General features: G+C 71.3%; 19 protein-coding genes. 7 read left to right on the forward strand and 12 right to left on the reverse strand.

From position 1 onward, the window contains the following. Nucleotides 1-74: 74 nt before the first annotated feature. From glgB to EV284_RS20120, 5 genes are all read right to left on the reverse strand, one after another. On the reverse strand, nucleotides 75-2,282 hold the full coding sequence (gene glgB, locus EV284_RS20100; RefSeq protein ID WP_130336037.1) for a 1,4-alpha-glucan branching enzyme: 2,208 nt from the start codon (nucleotides 2,280-2,282) through the stop codon (nucleotides 75-77). Between the two features lie 3 nt (nucleotides 2,283-2,285). Next, a complete protein-coding gene (locus EV284_RS20105) occupies nucleotides 2,286-3,650 on the reverse strand; it encodes a maltokinase (protein ID WP_130336039.1) in 1,365 nt (454 codons plus the stop codon). Nucleotides 3,651-3,681: 31 nt separating this feature from the next. Further along, nucleotides 3,682-5,400, reverse strand: a complete 1,719-nt coding sequence (treS, locus tag EV284_RS20110; RefSeq protein WP_130336041.1) for a maltose alpha-D-glucosyltransferase — start codon at nucleotides 5,398-5,400, stop codon at nucleotides 3,682-3,684. Then, nucleotides 5,397-7,388, reverse strand: a complete 1,992-nt coding sequence (locus EV284_RS20115) for an alpha-1,4-glucan--maltose-1-phosphate maltosyltransferase (protein ID WP_130336043.1) — start codon at nucleotides 7,386-7,388, stop codon at nucleotides 5,397-5,399. The genes treS and EV284_RS20115 overlap by 4 nt, the downstream gene beginning before the upstream one ends. Nucleotides 7,389-7,500: 112 nt before the next feature. Further along, on the reverse strand, nucleotides 7,501-7,800 hold the full coding sequence (locus EV284_RS20120; protein WP_130336045.1) for a DUF5133 domain-containing protein: 300 nt from the start codon (nucleotides 7,798-7,800) through the stop codon (nucleotides 7,501-7,503). 302 nt (nucleotides 7,801-8,102) lie between these two features. Between EV284_RS20120 and EV284_RS20125 the strand changes: the two genes are divergently transcribed. Beyond that, the gene (locus EV284_RS20125) at nucleotides 8,103-8,609 is read left to right on the forward strand and encodes a pep a2 (protein WP_130336047.1); all 507 of its coding nucleotides are present in this window, start codon (nucleotides 8,103-8,105) and stop codon (nucleotides 8,607-8,609) included. Continuing rightward, nucleotides 8,606-10,747: a glycogen debranching protein GlgX gene (glgX, locus tag EV284_RS20130; RefSeq protein WP_130336049.1), complete on the forward strand. Its 2,142-nt coding sequence runs from the start codon at nucleotides 8,606-8,608 to the stop codon at nucleotides 10,745-10,747. Before EV284_RS20125 ends, glgX begins: the two co-directional genes overlap by 4 nt. Nucleotides 10,748-10,804: 57 nt before the next feature. On the opposite strand, the gene EV284_RS20135 is transcribed toward glgX, so the two are convergent. Then, nucleotides 10,805-11,617 (reverse strand): VOC family protein, encoded by an 813-nt coding sequence (locus tag EV284_RS20135; protein ID WP_165425587.1) that lies wholly within the window; start codon nucleotides 11,615-11,617, stop codon nucleotides 10,805-10,807. 213 nt (nucleotides 11,618-11,830) lie between these two features. After that, complete coding sequence (locus EV284_RS20140) at nucleotides 11,831-12,622, reverse strand: RNA polymerase sigma factor SigF (RefSeq protein ID WP_130336053.1); 792 nt, start codon at nucleotides 12,620-12,622, stop codon at nucleotides 11,831-11,833. A gap of 357 nt (nucleotides 12,623-12,979) precedes the next feature. On the opposite strand from EV284_RS20140, the gene EV284_RS20145 reads away from it, so the two are divergent. After that, a complete protein-coding gene (locus tag EV284_RS20145) occupies nucleotides 12,980-13,504 on the forward strand; it encodes a hypothetical protein (protein ID WP_130336055.1) in 525 nt (174 codons plus the stop codon). Nucleotides 13,505-13,531: 27 nt separating this feature from the next. Here the strand turns inward: EV284_RS20145 and EV284_RS20150 are convergent, their stop codons facing one another. Next, the gene (locus EV284_RS20150; protein WP_130336057.1) at nucleotides 13,532-14,308 is read right to left on the reverse strand and encodes an NPP1 family protein; all 777 of its coding nucleotides are present in this window, start codon (nucleotides 14,306-14,308) and stop codon (nucleotides 13,532-13,534) included. A gap of 110 nt (nucleotides 14,309-14,418) precedes the next feature. Next, nucleotides 14,419-15,369, reverse strand: a complete 951-nt coding sequence (locus EV284_RS20155) for an RNA ligase family protein (RefSeq protein ID WP_130336506.1) — start codon at nucleotides 15,367-15,369, stop codon at nucleotides 14,419-14,421. 182 nt (nucleotides 15,370-15,551) lie between these two features. On the opposite strand from EV284_RS20155, the gene EV284_RS20160 reads away from it, so the two are divergent. The 3 genes from EV284_RS20160 (at nucleotide 15,552) to EV284_RS20170 (ending at nucleotide 17,458) form a co-directional block, all read left to right on the forward strand. After that, a complete protein-coding gene (locus EV284_RS20160; protein WP_130336059.1) occupies nucleotides 15,552-15,926 on the forward strand; it encodes a hypothetical protein in 375 nt (124 codons plus the stop codon). Continuing rightward, nucleotides 15,923-16,384, forward strand: a complete 462-nt coding sequence (locus tag EV284_RS20165) for a peroxiredoxin (RefSeq protein WP_130336061.1) — start codon at nucleotides 15,923-15,925, stop codon at nucleotides 16,382-16,384. The genes EV284_RS20160 and EV284_RS20165 overlap by 4 nt, the downstream gene beginning before the upstream one ends. A gap of 99 nt (nucleotides 16,385-16,483) precedes the next feature. Next, entirely contained in the window at nucleotides 16,484-17,458 is a 975-nt protein-coding gene (locus tag EV284_RS20170) for a TauD/TfdA family dioxygenase (protein WP_130336063.1), read from the forward strand. A gap of 9 nt (nucleotides 17,459-17,467) precedes the next feature. Here EV284_RS20170 and EV284_RS20175 read toward each other — a convergent pair whose 3' ends face one another. Together EV284_RS20175 and EV284_RS20180 are read right to left on the reverse strand one after the other, a co-directional pair. Beyond that, nucleotides 17,468-18,133 carry a response regulator transcription factor gene (locus tag EV284_RS20175; RefSeq protein ID WP_130336065.1) on the reverse strand — a complete coding sequence of 222 codons (666 nt, stop codon included), beginning with the start codon at nucleotides 18,131-18,133 and terminating at the stop codon, nucleotides 17,468-17,470. Beyond that, nucleotides 18,130-19,491 (reverse strand): histidine kinase, encoded by a 1,362-nt coding sequence (locus EV284_RS20180; protein WP_130336067.1) that lies wholly within the window; start codon nucleotides 19,489-19,491, stop codon nucleotides 18,130-18,132. The genes EV284_RS20175 and EV284_RS20180 overlap by 4 nt, the downstream gene beginning before the upstream one ends. Before the next feature lie 332 nt (nucleotides 19,492-19,823). On the opposite strand from EV284_RS20180, the gene EV284_RS20185 reads away from it, so the two are divergent. Further along, nucleotides 19,824-22,229 (forward strand): M4 family metallopeptidase, encoded by a 2,406-nt coding sequence (locus tag EV284_RS20185; RefSeq protein WP_242625741.1) that lies wholly within the window; start codon nucleotides 19,824-19,826, stop codon nucleotides 22,227-22,229. Between the two features lie 75 nt (nucleotides 22,230-22,304). On the opposite strand, the gene EV284_RS20190 is transcribed toward EV284_RS20185, so the two are convergent. Next, nucleotides 22,305-23,501, reverse strand: a complete 1,197-nt coding sequence (locus EV284_RS20190; protein ID WP_130336069.1) for a glycoside hydrolase family 64 protein — start codon at nucleotides 23,499-23,501, stop codon at nucleotides 22,305-22,307. Between the last annotated feature and the right edge of the window lie 75 nt (nucleotides 23,502-23,576).

Raw genomic sequence — 23,576 nt, forward strand, 5'->3', positions numbered from 1 at the left:
GACACGCCGAGAGGGGCGGCCGGGGGGTGTCGTGACCCCCGGCCGCCCCTCGTCGGGCGCCGGTCGCGGCGGGCTCAGTGGGCGGGCGCGAGCCAGACCGTGGCGAGCGGCGGCAGCGTCAGCCGCAGCCGGCCCTCCTCCGGGCAGAGCTTGCCCGGGTCACCCGTCTGGACGCCGCTCCCGCCGTACCGGACCGCGTCGGTGTTGAGCACCTCCTGCCAGGCGGCCACCTGCTCGGGCGCCCAGAGCCGGTAGTCCTCCCGGACCACGGGCGAGAAGTTGGACACCGCCAGCAGGGGGGTGCCGTCCTCGGCGTACCGGACGAACGCGAAGACGTTGTCGTCGGCCGCGTCGCACATCGACCACTGGAAGCCGCCCGGATCGGTGTCCCGCTGCCACAGCGCCAGGGCGTCCCGGTACACCGTGTTCAGGTCCCGCACCAGGTCCCGCATGCCCCGGTGGTCGGCCGCCGAGTGGTAGTCGTCGGCCAGCAGCCACCACTCCGGCCCGTGCTTCTCCGACCACTCCGCACCCTGTGCGAACTCCTGCCCCATGAACAGGAGCTGCTTGCCGGGGTGGGCCCACATGAAGCCCAGGTAGGCCCGGTGGTTCGCGCGCCGCTGCCACCAGTCGCCCGGCATCTTCGACACCAGGGCCTGCTTGCCGTGCACCACCTCGTCGTGGGAGATGGGCAGCACGTAGTTCTCGCTGTAGGCGTACACCATCGAGAAGGTCATGTCGTGGTGGTGGTACTTGCGGTGCACCGGCTCCTTCTGCACGTACTCCAGCGAGTCGTGCATCCAGCCCATGTTCCACTTCAGCCCGAACCCGAGACCGCCGCTGTCGGTCGGCCGGGTCACGCCCTCCCACGCCGTCGACTCCTCGGCGATGGTCACCACACCCGGGCAGCGCCGGTACACGGTCGCGTTCATCTCCTGGAGGAACGCCACGGCGTCCAGGTCCTCGCGCCCGCCGAAGACGTTCGGCGCCCACTGCCCGGAGTCCCGCGAGTAGTCGAGGTAGAGCATCGAGGCGACCGCGTCCACGCGGAGCCCGTCGATGTGGAACTCCTCGCACCAGTACACCGCGTTGGCGACCAGGAAGTTGCGCACCTCGGTCCGGCCGAAGTCGAACTCGTAGGTCCCCCAGTCCGGGTGCTCCGCCCGCCGGGAGTCCCCGGGCTCGTACAGCGGGTCCCCGTCGAACCGGGCCAGCGCCCAGTCGTCCTTCGGGAAGTGGGCCGGCACCCAGTCCATGATCACGCCGATGCCCGCCCGGTGCAGCGCGTCCACCAGGAACTTGAAGTCGTCCGGCGACCCGAGCCGCGGGGTGGGCGCGTAGTACGAGGTGACCTGGTAGCCCCACGACCCGCTGAACGGGTGCCCGGCCACCGGCATCAGCTCGACATGCGTGAAGCCCAGGTCCCGTACGTAGGCGGGCAGTTCCTCGGCCAGCTCGCGGTAGGTCAGCCCCGGCCGCCAGGACGGCAGATGCACCTCGTACACCGACATCGGAGCCTGGTGCACCGGGGTGTCGCCCCGGTGCGCCATCCACTCGGCGTCGTCCCACGCGTAGCGGGAGGAGGTGACGACCGAGGCGGTGTCCGGCGGGACCTCGGTGAGGCGGGCCATCGGGTCCGCCTTCAGGAACCGGTGGCCGTACCTCGAGGTGATCTCGAACTTGTACCTCGCGCCCTCACCGATCCCCGGCAGGAACACCTCCCACACCCCGGCCGCGCCCAGCGAGCGCATCGGGTACTGAGTGCCGTCCCAGAAGGTGAACTCCCCGGCCAGCCGCACGCCCTGGGCGTTCGGCGCCCACACGGTGAACCGGGTGCCCGCGACGCCCTCGTGGGTCATCGGCTCGGCGCCCAGCGCCTTCCACAGCTCCTCGTGCCGGCCCTCCCGGATCAGGTGCAGGTCCAGCTCACCGAGCGCGGGCGCGAAACGGTACGGGTCGTGCACCCTCTGCTCGCCGTCCTCGTAGACCACCACCAGCTCGTAGGCGGGGATCTCCGGGTACGGCAGCAGGGCCGAGAAGAGACCGTCGCCCTCGGAGGTGAGCGGCGAGCACACCCCGTCCGCCAGGACGCTCACCTCCCGCGCGTTCGGGCGCAGGGCACGGAAGAGGACGCCGCCCGGCACCGGGTGGGCGCCCAGCAGGGAGTGCGGGTCGTGATGCGCGCCGCCCAGCAGGCGGTCGCGCTCCTCGCCCACGAGCGCGCTGCCCGGGGCGCGGACGGGGCCCGAGGTCTCGGGCAGCGAAGTGTCGCGCAGTGCCATGGTTCAGCCTCTCCACTCGGCGAGCCGCTCGATGGCCGCCATCGGGACCGGAAGCCAGTCCGGCCGGTGTCTCGCCTCGTACAGCACCTCGTACACCGCCCTGTCCGTCTCGTGCGCGCGCAGCAGCGCGTGCTCCTTGCGTGGGTCCCAGCCCGCGCGGGCCGCGTAGCCCGCGCAGAACGCCTCCCGGCAGCGGCTCGCCCACTCGGGCCGCCAGGGGCGGCGCTGCCGGGCCGCGTAGTCGAAGGAGCGCAGCATCCCGGCGATGTCACGCACCGGGGACTGCGCGGTCCGCCGCTCGGCGAGCGGACGGGAGGGCTCGCCCTCGAAGTCGATGACGAACCAGTCGGCCCCGGCCCGCAGCACCTGACCGAGGTGCAGGTCCCCGTGGACGCGCTGGGCGGCCGGACCCGAGTCGCGGGCGGCCAGCGCCCCGAACGCCGCCCTGAGGCCCGGCACATAGGGCCGCAGCCCGGGCACCGCCCGCGCCGCCGCGTCCAGCCGCACGCACATCGCGTCCACCGTGACGCCGTTCTCGTCCCCGCCGGCCGCCGGGAACGCCCCGGCCAGCGCGAGGTGCACCTCGGCCATGGCGCCGCCCAGCTCGCTCGCCTCGGTGGTGAAGTCGTCTCCCCGGGCCAGCGCACCGAGCGCCAGCTCCCAGCCGTCGACCGCGTCCGGCAGGAACGGCTGGAGCACGCCCAGCGTGGCCGGGCGCGGTGCGGTGGTGCAGAACCACGCGACCGGCGCGGGCACCCGCGCACACCCCTGCGCGGCCAGCGCCTGCGGCACCTCCAGATCCGGATTGACGCCCGGCTGGATACGGCGGAACAGCTTCAGGATGTACGCGTCGCCGTACACGATCGACGAGTTGGACTGCTCACTGGTCAGCAGCCGGGGCGCGAGGCCGCCGGGCACCTCGGCGGCCTCGTCCACCTCGAAGCGCAGCGGCCCCGCCTGGCCGGGCTGCCGCAGCCGCTCCAGCAGCAGGTGCGCGCAGCGCGGGTCGTGCAGCGCGTCGTACACGGTGAACCCGGCCAGCGGGCCCTGCTCGGCGCGTCCGATGCAGGCCCGGTGGAGGCCCTGCGCGGGCCGCTCGCGCAGCCCGAGCAGCAGTTGGTAGCAGTCGCCGGGCGGGGGAGTGCCGCCGGGCGTGGGCACGGGTGCGTGCGAGGCGTTCACCAGCAGGTGCAGGCAGCCCGGGAACAGCTCGGTGACGGACAGCACCGACAGATCGGTGGCCGGGCGGTCCTTGCCCGCGAACCAGCGCTGCCGGGGCAGCCATTCGCGCAGCAGGCCGCCGAGCGAGGCCAGGAGTCCGTCGGCACCGGTCGCCGCCGGGGGGCTGAGGGTGATGGTCTTCGGCATGGTGACGCGTCCTTTCCTCGGCGCCGGGCGCTCAGCGGCGGCGGCCGATGCGGGATGCGGGTCGGGTGAGCCGGAACCAGTAGAAACCGTGGCCCGCGAGGGTCAGCAGGTACGGCAGCTCGCCGATGGCCGGGAACTTCACCCCGCCGATCAGCTCCACCGGGTGCCGCCCGTCGAAGGCCCGCAGGTCGAGTTCGGTGGGCTGCGCGAACCGGGAGAAATTGTGCACGCACAGCACCAGGTCGTCGCCGTGTTCGCGGAGGAAGGCCAGCACCGCCGGGTTGGACGAGGGGAGTTCCGTGTACGAACCCAGCCCGAAGGCGGGGTTCTGCTTGCGGATCTCGATCATGCGGCGGGTCCAGTGCAGGAGGCTGGACGGCGAGGACATGGAGGCTTCGACGTTGGTGACCTGGTAGCCGTGGACCGGGTCCATGATGGTGGGCAGGAAGAGCCGGCCGGGGTCGCAGGAGGAGAAGCCCGCGTTGCGGTCGGGGGTCCACTGCATGGGGGTGCGGACGGCGTCGCGGTCACCGAGCCAGATGTTGTCGCCCATGCCGATCTCGTCGCCGTAGTAGAGGATCGGCGAGCCCGGCAGGGAGAGCAGCAGGGCGGTGAAGAGCTCGATCTGGTTGCGGTCGTTGTCGAGCAGGGGGGCGAGGCGGCGGCGGATGCCGATGTTGGCGCGCATACGCGGGTCTTTGGCGTACTCGGCCCACATGTAGTCGCGTTCCTCGTCGGTGACCATCTCGAGGGTGAGCTCGTCGTGGTTGCGCAGGAAGATGCCCCACTGGCAGTTGGTGGGGATCGCCGGGGTCTTGGCGAGGATTTCCGAGACCGGGTAGCGGGATTCCCGTCGTACGGCCATGAAGATGCGGGGCATGACCGGGAAGTGGAACGCCATGTGGCATTCGTCGCCGCCGGTGGAGTAGTCGCCGAAGTAGTCGACCACGTCCTCCGGCCACTGGTTGGCCTCCGCCAGCAGCACGGTGTCCGGGTACTGGGCGTCGATCTCGCTCCGGACGCGCTTGAGGAAGGCGTGGGAGGCGGGCAGGTTCTCGCAGTTGGTGCCCTCGGCCGCGTACAGGTACGGCACCGCGTCCAGCCGGAACCCGTCGATGCCGAGGTCCAGCCAGAACCGGAGGGCGGCCAGGATCTCCTCCTGGACGGCCGGGTTCTCGTAGTTCAGGTCCGGCTGGTGCGAGAAGAAGCGGTGGAAGAAGTACTGTCCGCGCACCGGGTCGAAGGTCCAGTTGGAGACCTCGGTGTCGACGAAGATGATCCGGGCGTCCTGGTACTGCTTGTCGTCGTCGGCCCACATGTAGTAGTCGCCGTACGGGCCCTCGGGGTTGGTGCGGGACTCCTGGAACCACGGGTGCTGGTCACTGGTGTGGTTCATGACGAAGTCGATGATGACCCGCATGCCCCGCTGGTGGGCCGCGTCCACGAATTCCACGAAGTCGGCGAGGTCCCCGAACTCGGGAAGGACGGAGGTGTAGTCCGCTACGTCGTAACCCCCGTCACGCAGCGGGGACTTGAAGAACGGCGGGAGCCAGAGGCAGTCCACGCCGAGCCACTGGAGATAGTCGAGCTTGGCGGTCAGACCCTTCAGATCGCCGACACCGTCGCCGTCGCTGTCGTGGAAGGAACGGACCAGCACTTCATAGAAGACGGCGCGCTTGAACCACTCGGGGTCCCGGTCCTTGGCCGGAGTGTCCTCGAAAGTGTCCGGCACGGGTTCGTTCACGGTCATGACGCTGAAGGCCCTCCGATCTGTGACGTCGCCGGCTCGGCACGCAGGACGTGCGCGGGGGCGCGGCCGGGGCTGAGGCGGACGTAGTTGTCGCGGCCCCAGTGGTAGGTCTCGCCCGTCAGTTCGTCGTGCACGGACAGGGTGTCGTCCCAGTCCAGGCCGAGTCGCGGCAGGTCCAGCGAGACGGTGGCCTCCTGGGTGTGGTGCGGGTCGAGACTGACGACCACGAGGACCGTGTCGTCGCCGGTGCGCTTGCTGAAGGCGAGCACCGAGTCGTTGTCGGTCCGGTGGAAGCTGAGATTGCGCAGACGGTGGAGTGCGGGGTGCCTGCGGCGGATCTCGTTGAGGCGGGTGACGAGGGGCGCGATCGTGCGGCCCTCGCGGGCGGCCGCCTCCCAGTCCCTGGGCTTGAGCTGGTACTTCTCGGAGTTCAGGTACTCCTCGCCGCCGGGCTGAAGCGCCTGGTTCTCGCACAGCTCGTAGCCGCTGTAGATGCCCCATGTGGGGGAGAGGGTCGCCGCGAGGATCGCGCGCACCTCGAAAGCGGGTCGCCCGCCCTGCTGGAGGTAGCCGGGCAGGATGTCGGGGGTGTTGGCGAAGAAGTTGGGCCGCATGTAGGCGGCCGCCTCCCCCGAGAGCTCGGTGAGGTACTCCGTCAGCTCCTGCTTGCTGTTGCGCCAGGTGAAGTAGGTGTAGGACTGCTGGAAGCCGATCTGGGCGAGGGTGTGCATCATCGCGGGGCGGGTGAACGCCTCCGCCAGGAAGATGACGTCGGGGTCGGCGCGGTTGATCTCCCCGATCACGCGCTCCCAGAACACCACGGGCTTGGTGTGGGGGTTGTCGACGCGGAAGATGCGGACGCCGTGCTCCATCCAGTGCCGCAGGACCCGCACGGTCTCGGTGACCAGGCCGTCCATGTCGGCGTCGAAGGCGACGGGGTAGATGTCCTGGTACTTCTTCGGCGGGTTCTCGGCGTAGGCGATGGTGCCGTCGGGGCGGTGGTGGAACCACTGCGGGTGCTTCTCCACCCACGGATGGTCCGGGGAGCACTGCAACGCGAAGTCCAGGGCGACTTCGAGCCCCAACTCCCTTGCCCGGCCCACGAAATGGTCGAAATCGTCCAGGGTGCCGAGGTCGGGGTGGACCGCGTCGTGACCGCCCTCGGGAGAACCGATCGCCCACGGGACACCGACGTCGTCCGGGGTCGCGGTCAACGTGTTGTTGCGGCCCTTGCGGTGCGTGGTCCCGATCGGGTGGATCGGCGGGAGGTACACCACGTCGAAACCCATCTCCGCGACGGCCTCAAGACGCTTCTCCGCCGTACGGAACGTGCCGTGCGGCTGGTCGACCGTGCCCTCGGAGCGGGGGAAGAACTCGTACCAGGAGCCGTACAGGGCGCGCTCGCGCTCCACCAGCAGCGGCATGGGGTCCGAGGCGGTCACGAGGTCCCGCAGAGGGTACCGGGCCAGGACCTCCGCCACCTCCGGGCTCAGGGCGTCCTTCAGACGGTGGTTCACCGAGAGGGTGTCGTCGCCGAGGGCGTGGGCGGCGGCCAGGACGAGGTCGCGCTCCGGGCCCCTGGGCGCTCCGGCGGCCGCGCGCTCGTAGAGCTCCGCGCCCTCCTCCAGCACCAGGCCGGTGTCGATCCCGGCCGGGATCTTGATGCCGGCCGCGTGCCGCCAGGTGGCGATCGGGTCGGACCACGCCTCCACGCGGTAGGTCCAGCGGCCGGTGGCGTCCGGGGTGATGTCCGCGCCCCACAGGTCGCTGCCGGGGGACAGCTCACGCATCGGGGTCCACGGGCCGCGCCGCCCCTTGGGATCGCGCAGGACCACATTGGCGCCCACCGCGTCGTGTCCCTCGCGGAACACGGTCGCGGTCACCTGGAACGTCTCCCCGGCCACCGCCTTCGCCGGGCGCCTGCCGCACTCCACGGCCGGCCGGACATCACGTACCGGTACGCGGCCGATGGCCGGGGTCCTGCGCATGGATCTCACCTCCGCCGTGCGCGAAGCCGGGCACACGGGGCCCGGCTTCGCGGTCCTGGATACGGGGCCGGCAGGTGCCGTCCCGTAGGGGAACGCCATGTACGGTGCCAGGTCAGGGGCTTGGCGCCGTGGATCGCCGCTCCGGTGACTGCGCGCGTCGCGCGGCCCGTCCGGGCTGCGGCCGCCCGTCCTGCTCGCTCAGCCGGCCGGGCGGGGTGGAGCGCAGATACCGCTCCGCGGCGTCCGCCGCCTCCCTGGCGCAGCGTTTTCCCATCAACACGCACAACGTGTAGCCCGAGTCCTCGAAGGTGCTCCGGACCGTGCGGTCGTGGGGCGAGGCGAGCATCACGCGCTCCCACGCCCGGTAACGCCGCAACTGCCGGGCCACTTCGGCCTTGGCGGGTAGCAGCATGGTCCCCTTCACCTTCCACGGCTCTCGACGTCGCGTTCCCGACGGTCGGGTGGTGTCCGAGCACGGAAGGGCGCGGAACCGTTACGGCGATCGAGGGCTTTCACTCATGGTGCACGTGTAAACACACTCCGTCCTGTTGGAGCTTCAACGACCCCGCCGTTCGTGATGCTCGTGTTGCACGAATGGCGTAGCAGCCGCACTGTGGATGATGACTCAGAAGCGACTGGCGTTCACGCTGAGTGTCCGGTGATCCCGTCGGACGGCCGTGGAGCAGGAGCTTCGCCGGTGAGGAGCAAGCGACAATGGAGACCGCAGTGCCTCGCTACTACCACCTCGACGTGGAAGTCAGCCCGGAACGCGTGGGACAGGTCAGCCGCATCCTGGCCGCCCACCTCAGTCACTGGGACCTCGACAATCTCGTGGACCCCGTCCGCCGCGGCACCGAGATTCTGCTGCGCGCCATCGACCAGCACGCCCCGGACACCACCACCTCGATCGAGATGTGGTGGAACGGTCAGCACCTCATCACCGCCATCGGCGGCGGCGACCGCGACCTCGGCCCGGACGAGGGTCTGCGCGCCTGCCTCGCGGACATCGCCGCGATGAGCGACGGGTGGGGCTGCTGCGCCACCGAGACCGGGGCCAGGATCATCTGGTTCTCGCAGCGTGCCCGTGCCGACCAGCGGGTCCCGTTGGTCCCGACCGCTCCCTCGCCGCACATCCGCCGGATGCTGCGCGTACCCCGGGCGGCCCCGGTGCCCGCAGGCGTCGCCGAAGTACCCGCCGGCACGCTGGCGGGCGCCCGGTGACGGCCAGGAAGTCCCGGAAGGGGGTGCCCGTGTGGAGCGGGCACCCCTATCCGTTGGGCGCCTCCTACGACGGTCAGGGCACCAACTTCGCGCTGTTCAGCGAGGTCGCCGAGCGCGTGGAGCTGGTCCTCGTCGACGACTCGGGCGCCGAGACGCCCGTACCCCTCCACGAGGTCGACGGGTTCGTGTGGCACGGGTATCTGCCGGAGGTCGGGCCGGGTCAGCGCTACGGGTACCGGGTGCACGGTCCCTGGCAGCCCTCCCTCGGCCACCGCTGCAACCCGGCCAAGCTGCTGCTGGACCCCTACGCGCGCGCCGTCGACGGCCAGATGGACAACGACCCCTCGCTGTACGAGCGCGACCCGCACGGACCGGCGCCCGGCGACAGCGCCGGGCACTCGATGCTGGGCGTGGTCACCGATCCCTACTTCGACTGGGGCGACGACCGCCCGCCGGGGCACCCCTACTCCGAGTCCGTCATCTACGAGACCCATGTGCGCGGGCTGACCCGGACCCACCCGGACGTGCCGGAGCGGCTGCGCGGCACCTACGCCGGGCTGGCGCACCCCGCCGTCACCGGGCATCTGACCTCGCTCGGCGTCACCGCGGTCGAGCTGATGCCGGTCCACCAGTTCGCGCAGGACGGTGTGCTGCGCGACCGGGGGCTCTCCAACTACTGGGGCTACAACACCATCGGCTTCTTCGCTCCGCACAACGCCTACGCCGCCCTCGGCTCGCGCGGCCAGCAGGTCAACGAGTTCAAGGCCATGGTCAAGGCGATGCACGCGGCCGGCCTCGAAGTCATCCTCGACGTGGTCTACAACCACACCGCCGAGGGCAACGAGATGGGCCCCACCCTCTCCTTCCGGGGCATCGACAACGCCTCGTACTACCGCCTGGTCGACGGCGACTGGGCGCACTACTACGACACCACGGGCACCGGCAACAGCCTGCTGATGCGGCACCCCTACGTGCTCCAGCTCATCATGGACTCGCTGCGGTACTGGGTGACCGAGATGCATGTCGACGGGTTCCGCTTCGACCTCGCGGCGACCCTGGCCCGGCAGTTCCACGAGGTGGACCGGCTGTCGGCGTTCTTCGACCTGATCCAGCAGGACCCGGTGATCAGCCGGGTCAAGCTCATCGCCGAGCCCTGGGACCTGGGGGAGGGCGGCTACCAGGTCGGCAACTTCCCCCAGCTCTGGTCGGAATGGAACGGCAAGTACCGGGACGCCGTACGGGACTTCTGGCGGGCCGAGCCCGGCTCGCTGGGCGAGTTCGCGTCCCGGCTCACCGGTTCCTCCGACCTCTACCAGGCCAGCCGGCGCCGGCCGCGGGCCAGCGTCAACTTCGTCACCGCGCACGACGGGTTCACCCTGCGCGACCTCGTGTCGTACAACGACAAGCACAACGAGGCCAACGGCGAGGGCAACCGGGACGGCGAGAGCGACAACCGGTCCTGGAACTGCGGCGCCGAGGGCGACACCGACGACCCGGCCGTGCTCGAACTGCGGGCCCGCCAGCAGCGCAACCTGCTGGCCACCCTGCTGCTCAGCCAGGGCATCCCGATGCTCGGCCACGGCGACGAACTCGGCCGCACCCAGCGCGGCAACAACAACGCCTACTGCCAGGACAACGAGATCTCCTGGATCGACTGGGACCTCACCGACGAGCAGCGCGCCCTCGTCGACTTCACCCGGCGCCTGATCGGCCTGCGCGCCGAGCACCCCGTGCTGCGCCGGCGCCGCTTCTTCCGGGGTGAGACCGAGACCCGGCGGAAGCAGCCGCTGCCCGACCTGATCTGGCTGCGGCCCGACGCGCGGGAGATGACCGACCAGGACTGGCGGCGCGGCGACGCGCACTCGGTGGGCGTCTTCCTCAACGGCGACGCCATCGCCGAGCGGGACGCCTACGGCGGGCGGGTCGTCGACGACTCCTTCCTGCTGCTCCTGAACGGCTTCTGGGAGCCCGTCGACTTCCGGCTGCCCGCCGCCGCGTACGGCGAGCGCTGGACGACGCTGATCGACACCGCCGACCCCGAGGGTGTGCCCGACGAGCGGGAGCGCAAGGCGGGTACCCGGCTGCGGGTCGAGTCGCGGAGCCTGATCCTGCTGTCCCGGCCGTCCCGCGACGGCTGAGCGGGAACGACAAGAGGGCGCCCACCGGAGTCCGGTGGGCGCCCTCTTCGCCGTCCGTCAGCGCGGGTCGCGCGCGGTGACCGTGAACTGGGCGCCGTCCTGGTCCCGCAGGACCGCCTCCCGCTCGCTCTCGCTCAGCACGCTGCCGCCGTGCTTCTCGGCGCTGCGGGCGCAGCGCGCCACGTCGTCGACGGAGAAGTGGATCTGCCAGTGCGGCCGCACCGAGGGGTCCGGGGCCGCCTCCACCGCGCCGGAGTCGATCCGCGCCACCACGGTGCCCTGGCTGCGCAGCACCACCTCGCCGCCCTCGTACTCGACCTCGCAGCAGCCCGGCTTCCCGGTGGCCCAGTCCAGCACCTCACCGTAGAAGATCGCCGCGTCGAAGGCGTTGCGGGTGTGCAGGCGGATGAAGGCGGGGGCGGAGCGGCGCCAGGACTCCCAGTCGGAGAACAGCTCGCCCTGCCAGATGCCGAAGGTCGCCCCGTCCCGGTCGGCGAGCAGCGCGCCCCGGCCGGGCGGGAAGGACAGCGGGCCCACGGCCGCCGTGCCGCCGCGCTCCCGGACCCGCGCGACCGCCACGTCCGCGTCGGGGACGGCGAAGTAGGGGGTCCAGGCCACCGCGGTCTGCCACATCCCGGCGACGGCGGCGATCCCGGCGATCGGCACACCGTCCGCCAGCGCGATCCGGAAGTGGTCGCCGAGGCGGGCGTCGCGCCAGCGCCAGCCGAGCACCGCGCTGTAGAACTCCTCGGTGGCGTCGAGGTCGCGGCTGGTCAGGCTCACCCAGCAGGGGGCGCCGGAGACGGACTGCGTCGAGACGGTGTCCTTCTTCTTCCTCGATCCACCGCTGACGGGTGTGTGGTGATTCATGACGGTCGCGTCCTGCTCTCGGGGCCCGGCGGCCACCGGTCTCGACCAGTGTCCGGCCGGAAAGGGGTCGGCTGCCTCCCGACTACCCCGCGGGAAGGCCCTGATGTGCGGCGACATCCCCCGGCCACGCAGCATGTCCAGGTCGTCACGAAGGCGGGCGGCTCTCGCCCGAAAGAGTGAAAGGCGCGGCGGTACGGGGGCTACGGGAGCGGCTCAGCCGGACTCGGTGAGCAGTTCCTCGCGGAGCCGGTCGAAGCAGCCGCTCAGCAGCCGGGACACGTGCATCTGCGATATGCCGAGCTGCTCGGCGATCCCGCTCTGCGTCATACCCCGGAAGAAGCGCAGATAGAGGATGGTGCGCTCCCGCTCGGGCAGCGCCTCCAGACAGGGCCTCACGGCCGCCCGGTCCACCACCAGGTCGAAGCCGGGATCGGGCTCGCCCAGGGAGTCACCCAGCGCGTACCCGTCCGTGCCCGCCACGTCGGCGTCCAGGGACAGCGCGGAGAAGCACTCCAGCGCCTCCATGCCGGTGCGCACCTCGTCCTCGCTGAGCCGGGTGTACGCCGCCAGCTCCGCCACGGTGGGCGGACGGCCGGGAATGGTCTGCGCCAGTTCCTTGCCGGCGCTGCGGACCCGGTTGCGCAGGTCCTGCACCCGGCGCGGCACGTGCAGGGTCCACATGTGGTCCCGGAAGTGGCGCTTGATCTCGCCGGTGATCGTCGGCACCGCGTACGCCTCGAAGGCCCGGCCGCGCTCGGGGTCGTAATGGTCCACGGCCTTCACCAGGCCCAGGGCGGCCACCTGGTACAGGTCCTCCAGGGACTCGCCGCGGCCGCGGAACCGGACCGCGATCCGCTCGGCCATGGGCAGCCACAGCCGCACCAGCTCGTCCCGCAGCGCCGCGCGCTCGGGGCCCTCGGGCAGCCCGGCAAGGCGCTGGAAGGCATGGGCCGTGTCGGGGGCGTCGTCGTGCGGGTGGGTTTTCGTGCTGCCAGTTACAGACATCGCGTGCACTTCTCTCGCGGGCTGGGACGACAGGCACATTCGGCACTGAAGTCCCTCTTCCCCAGTGTGCGGCAAAAACAAACAAACATGCCAATAAGGGACGAAACCCGTGTCGGTCTTGACCCGGTTTTGGGGCGGGTGGCTCCATGGACGCGGGCCGTGAGAGACGGTCGCCCGGAGTGATGTGCGGCACGCGTGCGAGCGGTGCCGGCGCACCCGCCCGGACGGTTTCTCCTGGGCACGGCTTGATCGCCGAGCGAACCGGGCGAACCGCCTGGCCATGTGGCATTCCGCTCATTTGACAGTGTGCTGAGCACACGGATAGACAGCAGCTCGCGGATGGTCGAGAGGGGCACTGTGTACGAGCCGAACGTGGTCGGTGACTGGCAGGAATACGGCGAGCACGCCGGTCTGCGGGTCCGCGTCCATCGTCTGGAGACGGCCGAACCGCCCCGGGGGCGTGACGACGCCGCGGCCGGGCTGACGTACTTCAGCGTCCGGGTGACGATCGAGAACCGGGGCACCCGCCCGTGCGGCGTCCAGCTCGAGGACGGTCAGATCGACGTCCGGGTCGGCGCCGACGGCGAGGGCGCCTTCATCGACTGGCGCAGCTCGCAGTTCATCGAGGGCTTCGACGTGTACCCGCTGCGCCGGGCCACCGCCGTGGTCCACGCGGCCGCCGCCGAGGACGCGCTCACCCATGTGGACGTCCAGGTCCATCTGCGGGTGGACGACGAGTGGACGGACCGCCGGCTGTGGGCCGGCGGCATCGGCCTCACCGAGGCCGCCCAGGTCGCCACCGCGGCGGCCTGCGGGCCGGACAGCCTGGCGCACCAGCTCACCGCGTACCTGGAGGAGCGGACCGAACCCGGCACCGCCTGACGGGCGCCGGGCCGGACCGCGAGAGGGTCAGGCGTTCGGGTCGAAGGGGATGCCGGCCGGTTTCGCCGACGCCAGATGCGAGGCGAAACTCGCGTCCTTCAGGCCGAAGTTGGCGCTGCCGAAGTCATACGTGCTCAGCTTGTCGCGCAGCCCGGGCGGGTAGCCGTCCCAGCCGACCAGCGCCGGGTACTGCCAGGTGTGCTGGTGGTTCTCCGGCGGTTCGTCGTTGTTGTTGGCCAGCCGGAAGCAGTGCGTGCCGATGCCGTCCTTGTGGTAGACGACCTTGGCGTGCGTGCCCTCGAAGCGGACCTCGGAGGCCGGGTGCACGGTGAAGGAGCCGTGGTTGGACGTCGACACGTACCGCGTCTGCCCGTCCTGCACCCACACCACCACGTGCTCCCAGTCGTTGCGGTGGCCGCCGATGCTGGTGCCGGGCAGTGCCTGGTCCTTCTCGAAGTACAGGCCGTAGAGATAGCCGCACCAGCCGTTGTTGCACTTGGCCCGCGAGTAGCCGTTGGTGTTGTCCAGGTCCGAGGCGTCACGGCAGTTGCCGTTGAGCGCGCCGGTCGGGTTCAGGCCGGGGTTGATCGTGCCGTCGGGGCCGATCGCGGGCGTCGAGTAGCAGCCGTCGGTGTCGTAGTCGAACGCGGGCTGGTATCTCAGCTCCTCGGCCGTGGCGTTGACCGGCAGGGCGAGCGGGGGAGCGGCGAAGGCCGCGGCCGGGAAGGCGATCACGAGGGTGGCGGCGCCGGTGAGCGCGGCGAGCCATCCGCCGCGCCGTCGGCGGGACGTGGACGAACCCACTTCAATCTCCAACTAGGTTGAGGGGTAGGGCAGTTCAGCATCCCGGCCGAAGGGGCCGCTGTGAAGTCGTCCCAGCTGTCCCACAGGTGAAATTCTGTCAGCCGCGCCCCTCAGAGATCCTCGGGGAGGTCCGCCGCCGACTCCTCGGGGGCGAGGTCCGGGCGCAGGCGCAGCCAGCTCGGCTGGCGCAGCAGCCCCGCCCGCGTCCGGGTGCTGAAGCCGACCTCGCCGACCAGCCGGGGCAGCACCCAGCGCGCCCCCGGAATCCGGGGCGCGGGCTCGAAGGGGCACCATTCGCTCGCCGAGGCCGCCAGCAACGCGGCCAGCTCGGTGCGCTCGCCCTCGCTCCAGCCCGTGCCCACCCGGCCCGCGTACACCAGCCGGCCTCCCGCGCGCTGGCCGACCAGCACCGCGCCGGGCAGTCCCGACAGGCGGCCCTTGCCGGGCAGCCAGCCGCCGACGATCACGTCCACGCTCCGGGTGTTCCGGATCTTGACCCAGTTCCGGGAGCGGACGCCCGGCTCGTACACCGAGTCCAGCCGCTTGCACACCACCCCCTCCAGACCGTGCTCCCGCGTCATCCGCAGCGCCTCGGCGCCATGGCCCACCACCGCCCCCGGCACCGACCACCGCGGACCGTTCAGGCCGAGGCCCGTGAGCAGGTCGCGCCGCCGTGCGTACGGGGCCGCCGTCCGGGGCCCGGAGAGGTACGGCACGTCGAACAGCACCAGGTGGACCGGAGCCCGCGCGGCCCGGCGCGCCGCCAGGGCCGGGGTGTGCGCGAGGCCCATCCGGTTCTGGAGCGCCTGGAAGTCGGGCCGCCCCGCCGCGTCCAGCGCCAGCACCTCGCCGTCCAGGATGGCGGGCGAGTCCCCCAAGGCGTGCGCCAGCGGCTCCAGTTCGGGATAGGCGGCCGTGATGTCCTCCCCGGAGCGGGCGCGCAGCAGCAGGGTTCCGTCACCGGGCAGGTAGACCATCACCCGCTGCCCGTCCTGCTTGGTCTCGTACGCCCAGCGCGCGTCCTGGGCGGGCGGCGGCAGAGTGCCGGGGGTGGCGAGCATGGGACGGACGAACGGCAGCGGGGCGAGGGTCACGGCAGAAGATGTCGACCACGCCGGGCGCCACCACGCACCCCGCGCCGCGGGTTCCCCCGAACGGCTGCCGCCGCCGCGCCGGTACCCGTGCCGCCGAGCGTCCCCTACCGTCAAGTAATATCCGGCGGCAGGCCATCGAAGGAGACATCGTGCCCCCACGCTCGCCCCTGCTGCTCGCCGGTCTGCTGGCCTCGGCCGGGATCGCCCACTTCGCCGCCCCCAGGATGTTCGACGGGCTCGTCCCCCGCGCCCTGCCCGGCTCGCCCCGCACCTGGACCTACGCCAGCGGGGCCGCGGAGCTCGCCCTCGCCGCCGGCGTCGCGGTGCCCGCGACCCGCGCACCGGCCGCGAAGGCGGCCGCCGCCTTCTTCGTCGGGGTCTTCCCGGCCAACGTGAAGATGGCCGTCGACTGGCGGCACCGGCCCGCCCCGCAGCGCACCGCCTCCCTCGCCCGGCTGCCCCTCCAGGTGCCGCTGGTGCTGTGGGCCCGGGGTGTCGCCCGTACCGCGAAGGAGCAGTCATGAGCCTCCAGGTCGGCGACATCGCCGAGGACTTCACGCTGCCGGACGAGACCGGCACCGAGCGGCGGCTGACGGAACTGCTGGCCGACGGCCCCGTCGTGCTGTTCTTCTACCCGGCCGCCCTCACCGCCGGCTGCACCGCCGAGGCGTGCCACTTCCGCGACCTGGCGGGCGAGTTCGCCGCCGCCGGGGCCCGGCCCGTGGGCGTCAGCGGCGACACCGTCGAGAAGCAGCAGGAGTTCGCCGGGCGACACACCCTCGGCATGCCCCTGCTCTCCGACACCGACGGCACGATCCGCGAACGCTTCGGCGTCAAGCGGGGCTTCACGCTCGCGCCCACCAAGCGGGTCACCTTCGTCATCGGCCAGGACCGCACGATCCTGGAGATCGTCCGCAGCGAACTGCGCATGAACACCCACGCCGACCGGGCGCTGGCCGCGCTGCGGGCGGCGAAGGGCTGATCTCTCGTACGGACGGTGGCCGAGGCCGTGCTCGCCACGGCCACCGTCCGGCTGACACGATCAACGGGTGCCCGTACGACGACCCCCGGGAGCGCACACATGACCACGGACAGCACCTCGGCGGAGCGGCCCGAGCGGGTCGCGGGCGTGGCGGTGAAACCGGTCGCCGGACACATCGGCGCCGAGATCACCGGCGTCGACCTCGCCGCACCGCTCGACGACTCCCTGGTGACGCTGATCAGACAGACCATGCTGCGCTGGAAGGTCGTCTTCTTCCGCGACCAGCGCCTCGACCACGCCGGGCACGTCGCCTTCGCCCGCCGCTTCGGCGAGCCGGTGGTGCCGCGCAGGCGGGGGAGCGCCTCGCCGGAGGGGTGCCCCGAGGTGGAGACGACCGCCGACCGGCTGGAGCTGGGCGGCCGGTTCGGCATGGAGCACGAGGAGTGGCTGCGCCGGCGCCGGCACACCCTGCTGCGCGGCTGGCACTGCGACCACGGCGCCCGGATCGACCCGCCCGCCGCGACCATCCTGCGCGCCGAGACCGTACCCCCGTACGGCGGCGACACCACCTGGGCCAACCTGGCCGCCGCCTACGCGGGGCTGTCCGCGCCGGTGCGCGCCTTCGTGGACGGGCTGCGGGCCGAGCACCGGCTCGGGGTCGGCTACCAGCCCCGGCCCGGCGAGGACGCGTACCTGCGGCACCTCCTGGACCACCAGGTCGCCTCCGAGCACCCCCTGGTGCGGGTGCACCCGGAGACGGGGGAGCGGGTGCTCTTCGTCAACGGGTACTACCTGGAGCAGATCTCCGGGGTCTCCCGCCCGGAGAGCGCGGCCCTGCTGGAGATGCTGCTGGAGCAGGTGGTGCGGCCGGAGTACACCGTCCGCTTCCGCTGGGAGCCCGGCAGCGTCGCCTTCTGGGACAACCGGGCCACCGTCCACCTCGCCCCCGGCGACACCGCCCACGCCGGCCACCCCCGGATCATGCACCGGGTCATGCTCCAGGGCGACGTGCCGGTGGGCGTGGACGGCATCGCGTCGAAGCCGCTCGTGGGCACCGAGCCCGGACGCTGGTAGCCCCCTGGTTCACCCCGGTGTGACCAGCCGCGCCTCGTAGGCGAACACGGCTGCCTGGGTGCGGTCCCGCAGGCCGAGCTTCACCAGGATGCGGCTCACGTGCGTCTTGACGGTGGAGTCGGCCACCACCAGCCGCTCGGCGATCTCGGAGTTCGACAGGCCCTGCGCGATCAGCACCAGCACCTCCGTCTCCCGCTCGGTCAGCTCGCCGTAGGCCGCGTGGGCGGCCGGCATCAGGCGGGGGGCCTCGGACAGGCGGGAGAACTCGTGGATCAGCCGCCTGGTGACCGTCGGCGCGAGCAGCGCCTCTCCGGAGGCCACCACTCGCACACCGTCCGCGAGCTGGCGCGCGGAGGCGTCCTTCAGCAGGAAGCCGGAAGCCCCGGCCCGCAGCGCCTGGTACACGTACTCGTCCAGGTCGAAGGTGGTGAGCACCAGCACCTTCGCCGTCGCGTCCGCCGCGATGATCTCGCGCGTCGCCTCGATACCGTTCATCTCCGGCATGCGGATGTCCATCAGCACGACGTCCGGGGCGAGTTCACGTACCCGTGCGACCGCCTCCCGGCCGTTGACCGCCTCGCCGACGACCTCGATGTCCGGCATCGCGTTGAGGAGGACCGAGAAGCCCTCGCGGACCATCATCTGGTCGTCGGCGATCACCACACGGATCGTCATGCGTCATCCCCGACGGGGGCGGCGGCCGGGACCGGCAGGAACACGGCCACCTCGTAACCGCCCTCGGCCGTCGGGGCCGCCGTCATCTCGCCGCCCAGCATGGAGACGCGTTCCCGCATGCCCGTGATGCCGTGACCGGCGCCGGGGGAGGGCTTGACGAGACGGGGCGCGGGCGGCGCCCCGTTGACCACGCGCAGGCCCAGACCGCCGAGCACGTAGCCGATCTCGACCTTGGCATCCGCGCCCGGCGCGTGCCGCAGGGTGTTGCTGAGCGCCTCCTGCACGATCCGGTACGCCGACAGCTCGACGCCCTGCGGGAGTTCGCGCACCGCGCCCGTCACCGTCTTGGTGACGTCCAGCCCGGCGTCCCGCACGTTGGCGAGCAGGGCGTCCAGGTCCGCGAGGGTGGGCTGAGGGGCGTCCGGGGCCTCGTAGTCCTGTGCGCGGACCACACCCAGGACCCGGCGCAGCTCGGTCAGGGCGGCGACCGCGTTCTCCCGGATGGTGGCGAAGGCCCTCTCCAGCTCCGGCGGCGGGTTCTCCACCCGGTAGGGGGCGGCCTCGGCCTGGATGGCGACCACCGACATGTGGTGGGCGACCACGTCGTGCAGCTCGCGGGCGATGGTGGTGCGCTCCTCCAGCAGGGTGCGCCGGGAACGCTCGTGCGCGGTGACGGTCTGATGGACGCTCACCTCCCGCCGGGCCTGCTTGAGGGTCTGCCGGACGACGACGGCCAGCAGGAACACCCCGGCGAAGAACAGCAGCGGCCCCAGGTCGGACCCGTAGCCGAAGTCACTCGGGCCGAACAGGCCGTCGGCGAGGACCCCGTAGGCCGCGGTCAGCAGCCACATCCAGGCGGCCGTGCGCGGCCGGGTGCGCGCGGCGACGACCGTCAGCACGGCCAGATGCGCCAGGAAGCCGCCCGGCGGGAACGGGGATTCGCCGGAGGAGCCGCCCGACAGGACGAGGGCGACCGTGTTCGCGGCCAGGGAGACCCAGAACGCCCCCGCCGGACGCACCAGCGTCAGCAGGACCGGAGCCCCGGCCAGCAGCGCGCACAGCAGGGGGACCGGACCGGCGCCGTCCGTGCTCACCAGCCCGAGGAACGCCGCCATCGAGGCGAGGACCACCACCACCGCGTGCGGCGCCCAGGCCCCGTACTCCCGCAGGCGCTCGGAGCCGCGCCGGGTGAGGCGGCCGCCGGGTTCGATGGGCGGCAGCGGGCGGTAGGCGAAGGCGTCCTGGAACAGGTCCTGCCGCAGCCCGCCCAGGGCGTCCGCGGCGAACCGGAACTCCGGGCTGCGCTGCCGCCCGGCCCGGCCCGGCGGTATCGGCTGGGTGTGCGTCGTATCGGTCACGGAAGAGACGGTAGGCGGAGGGCGGGGGAGCGGTCGTCCCCTCTCAGGAGGGTTCTGGGGGGTCCGTCTCAGGGGGGAGGCGGGGCAACCCCCGGAGTTCCGCTCCGGGAAAACCGGTGCTCCGGAATGCGGACAGTCATGGCCATTTCTTTGTCCGGTTGTCAAAAAGGTTTTACACAGCGAGGTTTGAGGTCGAATTCATTCACCGGAAGCCGGGCGACCTCCTAGGGAAAACCCTCGCTTGTACCGGCGCTTGGTGACATGACCTAGTCAAGGTGCCATTCTCGCCCCGTACGCGCATCCTCCCCACTCCCTTCACAGGAGGAGTACGAGTGAGACGCCTTCCCCACAGACACCTTTCCCGCAAGGGAGCCACGGTCGGAGCCGCCCTGCTGTCCACGGCGGCGCTCCTCGCCGTGGCCGTCCAGGCGACCCCCGCGGCCGCCCGGCCCGCCGCCCCCCACGCCCCGCTGCGCACCGGCGCCCTGGAGGCCAGGCTCAGCCCCGCCCAGCACGCGGCGCTGGTCAGGACCGCCAAGCAGGGCACCGACGACACCGCCCGCTCCCTCGGCCTCGGCGCCAAGGAGAAGCTGGTCGTCCGGGACGTCGTCAAGGACAACGACGGCACCCTGCACACCCGTTACGAGCGCACCTACGCGGGCCTGCCGGTCCTCGGCGGCGACCTCGTGGTGCACACCCCGCCCGCCTCCGTGGCCAAGGGCACGGTGAGCACCACCTTCAACACCAAGCGGGCCATCAAGGTCGCCTCCCTCACCCCGGCCGTCACCAAGTCCGCCGCGCAGTCCACGGCGCTCAAGGCCGCCAAGGCCCTGAAGGCGGAGAAGCCCGCCGCCGACAGCGCGCGCAAGGTGATCTGGGCCGGCTCCGGCACGCCGACGCTCGCCTGGGAATCCGTGATCGGCGGCTTCCAGGACGACGGCACCCCGAGCAAGCTGCACGTGATCACCGACGCCACGACCGGCAAGGAGCTGTACCGCTACCAGGCGATCCAGACCGGCGTCGGCAACACCCAGTACAGCGGCCAGGTCACGCTGACCACCGCGCAGTCGGGCTCCAACTACACCCTCACCGACAGCACGCGCGGCGGCCACAAGACGTACAACCTCAACCACGGCACCTCCGGCACCGGCACGCTGTTCTCCCAGACCAACGACACCTGGGGCAACGGCACCACGTCCAACGCGGCCACGGCCGGCGCGGACGCCGCCTACGGCGCCCAGACGACGTGGGACTTCTACAAGAACACGTTCGGCCGCAGCGGCATCAAGAACGACGGCGTCGGCGCCTACTCCCGCGCGCACTACGGCAACGCGTACGTGAACGCGTTCTGGGACGACTCCTGCTTCTGCATGACCTACGGCGACGGCACGGCCAACAACGACCCGCTGACGTCGCTGGACGTCGCCGGCCACGAGATGAGCCACGGTGTCACCTCCAACACCGCCGGGCTCAACTACACCGGTGAATCCGGTGGGCTGAACGAGGCCACCTCCGACATCTTCGGCACCGGTGTGGAGTTCTACGCGAACAACACCACCGACCCCGGTGACTACCTCATCGGCGAGAAGATCGACATCAACGGCGACGGCACGCCGCTGCGTTACATGGACAAGCCGAGCAAGGACGGCGCGTCCAAGGACAGCTGGTCCTCCAGCCTCGGCGGCCTGGACGTGCACTACTCCTCGGGCCCGGCGAACCACATGTTCTACCTGCTCTCCGAGGGCAGCGGCACCAAGGTCATCAACGGCGTCACGTACAACAGCCCGACCTCGGACGGTGTCGCGGTCACCGGCATAGGCCGGGACAAGGCCCTCCAGATCTGGTACAAGGCGCTGACGACGTACATGACGTCCAGCACCAACTACGCCGCCGCCCGCACCGCCTCCCTGAACGCGGCCACCGCGCTGTACGGCGCCAACTCCGCCGAGTACGCGGCCGTCGGCAACGCCTTCGCCGGGATCAACGTCGGCAGCCACATCAACCCGCCGGCCAGCGGGGTGACCGTCACCAACCCCGGTAACCAGTCCGCCACCGTGGGCAAGGCGGTCAGCCTCCAGATCCAGGCCAGCAGCACCAACAGCGGTGCGCTGAGCTACAGCGCCACCGGGCTCCCGGCCGGGCTGTCGATCAACGCCTCCACCGGTCTGATCTCCGGCACGCCGACCGGTGCGGGCTCCTCCAGCACGACGGTCACCGTCACCGACTCCGCGGGCAAGACCGGCACGGCCGCCTTCACCTGGACGGTCAGCGCCACCGGCGGCGGCTGCTCGGCGACCCAGCTGCTCGCCAACCCCGGCTTCGAGTCCGGTAACACCGGCTGGACCGCGAGCAGCGGCGTCATCACCACCGACAGCGGCCAGGCCAGCCACGGCGGCTCGTACAAGGCATGGCTGAACGGCTACGGCACCACCCACACCGACACGCTGGCCCAGTCGGTCGCGATCCCCGCGGGCTGCAAGGCGACCCTGACCTTCTACCTGCACGTGGACTCGGCCGAGACCACCACCAGCACGCAGTACGACAAGCTGACGCTCACCGCCGGCTCGACCACCCTGGCGACCTACTCCAACCTCAACAAGGCCACGGGGTACGTCCAGAAGACCATCGACCTGTCCTCGCTGGCGGGTTCGACGGTCAGCCTGAAGTTCACCGGGGTCGAGGACTCCTCGCTCCAGACCAGCTTCGTCATCGACGACACCGCCCTGACGACCGGCTGATCAGCACCTCCCCGCACGACAAGGGTCCCGCACACGGGTGTGTGCGGGACCCTTCGCGTCCCCTCGCGTTCCCCGTCAGTTCAGCGGGTCCAGCGTGAGATACGCCTGCTGCGGGTTGCCGTCGTTGACCAGCGACTCGTGGTTGCCGACGTCGTCGAAGGCGAAGGCGTACGCCTTGCCGTCGGCCATCTGGGCGTGGATGGCCTTCGCGTACTGGTTGGTGACCCCGTCCTGGTAGAAGCCCGCGTCGGAGCTGTCCGGCTGGTTGGGGTTGCTCAGCAGCGTGGAGCGGTTGTAACCGGCGCACAGGGTGCGGGAGATGGGGCCGCGCACCTGGTCGTTGGGCGCGTCCAGCAGTTTGTGGCAGCCGAAGATGCTGGCGGCGTCCGGCTTCTGGAAGCTGGTCACCACCGCGCCCGAGGAGTTGGTGAAGTTCATGACGTTGCCCGAGACCCGGCCGAAGTACTTCGTGTTCGGCTGGTCGGTGAACGGCGTCACGGTCAGGGTCTGCGAGGAGTACTTGGACCAGACCCGGTTGACGTAGTCGTCCATCACGTTCGACGGGAGCGCCCCGGTCTCCACGCCGTACAGCGGGGAGAGGGCACGCAGCACGGTGCCGTCCGAGCGGGTCTGGACCAGGCCCGACCAACCCGACTTGCTCTTCAGCGAGTTCATGACGGCCGAGTAGCCGCCGGACTTGAGGTGACCGGTGGTGGCGACCTGGCCGTCGCCGCGCTTCACGCCGACCGCGTAGGGCGCCGAGAACATGTCGACCTGGGTGCTGTTGAGCCAGAGCCCGGCGTCGTTCAGCGTGTACTCGGACCAGCTGAACAGGATGTCCCGGTTCGGGTCCGAGGGGTTCTGCACGGCCGGCTGCACCAGGCCGCCGGTGGTGAGCCGGAAGTCCAGCTTGCGGCCGTAGGAGAAGTAGATCCGGCCGGAGAACTTCGGAATCCGGATGGTCGTCGACTGGCCGGGACCGGGCCCGGCGATGGCCGCGTCCGGTGCCGGGGTCGGCGGGTTGCCGCCCGCCGGCCAGGCGTGGAAGGTGCCGCCCGCGTCGGCCCAGCCCTGCCGCCCGGAGGACAGCTGGGTGCCGAGGTCGTAGATGTACACCGGCTCGGAGCGGCCCGAGTTGTTGGTGATCTGCAGCGGGATCGTGTCCGGCACCGCGGCACTGGCCTGGCCGGCGGCGCCGAACGTCAGCACCGAGCCGACCAGGGCGGCCGTGGCCGTGGCCGACAGCGCGGAACGAGCGATTCTTCGAGTCAACTCTCCACCTCCGTGTGGGGTTCGGGGCGGCACGGATACTGGTCCGTACCTTTTTGAGAGCGCTCTCAGAGTGCG

This window comes from Streptomyces sp. BK022, from assembly GCF_004217355.1.
Taxonomy (GTDB): domain Bacteria; phylum Actinomycetota; class Actinomycetes; order Streptomycetales; family Streptomycetaceae; genus Streptomyces; species Streptomyces griseoluteus.

What these genes read in the sequence shown, in the direction of transcription:
- EV284_RS20125 (WP_130336047.1), top strand. Translation starts at nt 8,103, where the DNA reads ATGGAGACCGCAGTGCCTCGCTACTACCACCTCGACGTGGAAGTCAGC.
- glgB (WP_130336037.1), bottom strand. Translation starts at nt 2,282, where the DNA reads ATGGCACTGCGCGACACTTCGCTGCCCGAGACCTCGGGCCCCGTCCGC.
- EV284_RS20135 (WP_165425587.1), bottom strand. Translation starts at nt 11,617, where the DNA reads ATGAATCACCACACACCCGTCAGCGGTGGATCGAGGAAGAAGAAGGAC.
- EV284_RS20155 (WP_130336506.1), bottom strand. Translation starts at nt 15,369, where the DNA reads ATGCTCGCCACCCCCGGCACTCTGCCGCCGCCCGCCCAGGACGCGCGC.
- EV284_RS20115 (WP_130336043.1), bottom strand. Translation starts at nt 7,388, where the DNA reads ATGCGCAGGACCCCGGCCATCGGCCGCGTACCGGTACGTGATGTCCGG.
- treS (WP_130336041.1), bottom strand. Translation starts at nt 5,400, where the DNA reads ATGACCGTGAACGAACCCGTGCCGGACACTTTCGAGGACACTCCGGCC.
- EV284_RS20165 (WP_130336061.1), top strand. Translation starts at nt 15,923, where the DNA reads ATGAGCCTCCAGGTCGGCGACATCGCCGAGGACTTCACGCTGCCGGAC.
- EV284_RS20170 (WP_130336063.1), top strand. Translation starts at nt 16,484, where the DNA reads ATGACCACGGACAGCACCTCGGCGGAGCGGCCCGAGCGGGTCGCGGGC.
- EV284_RS20105 (WP_130336039.1), bottom strand. Translation starts at nt 3,650, where the DNA reads ATGCCGAAGACCATCACCCTCAGCCCCCCGGCGGCGACCGGTGCCGAC.
- EV284_RS20140 (WP_130336053.1), bottom strand. Translation starts at nt 12,622, where the DNA reads ATGTCTGTAACTGGCAGCACGAAAACCCACCCGCACGACGACGCCCCC.
- EV284_RS20175 (WP_130336065.1), bottom strand. Translation starts at nt 18,133, where the DNA reads ATGACGATCCGTGTGGTGATCGCCGACGACCAGATGATGGTCCGCGAG.
- EV284_RS20120 (WP_130336045.1), bottom strand. Translation starts at nt 7,800, where the DNA reads ATGCTGCTACCCGCCAAGGCCGAAGTGGCCCGGCAGTTGCGGCGTTAC.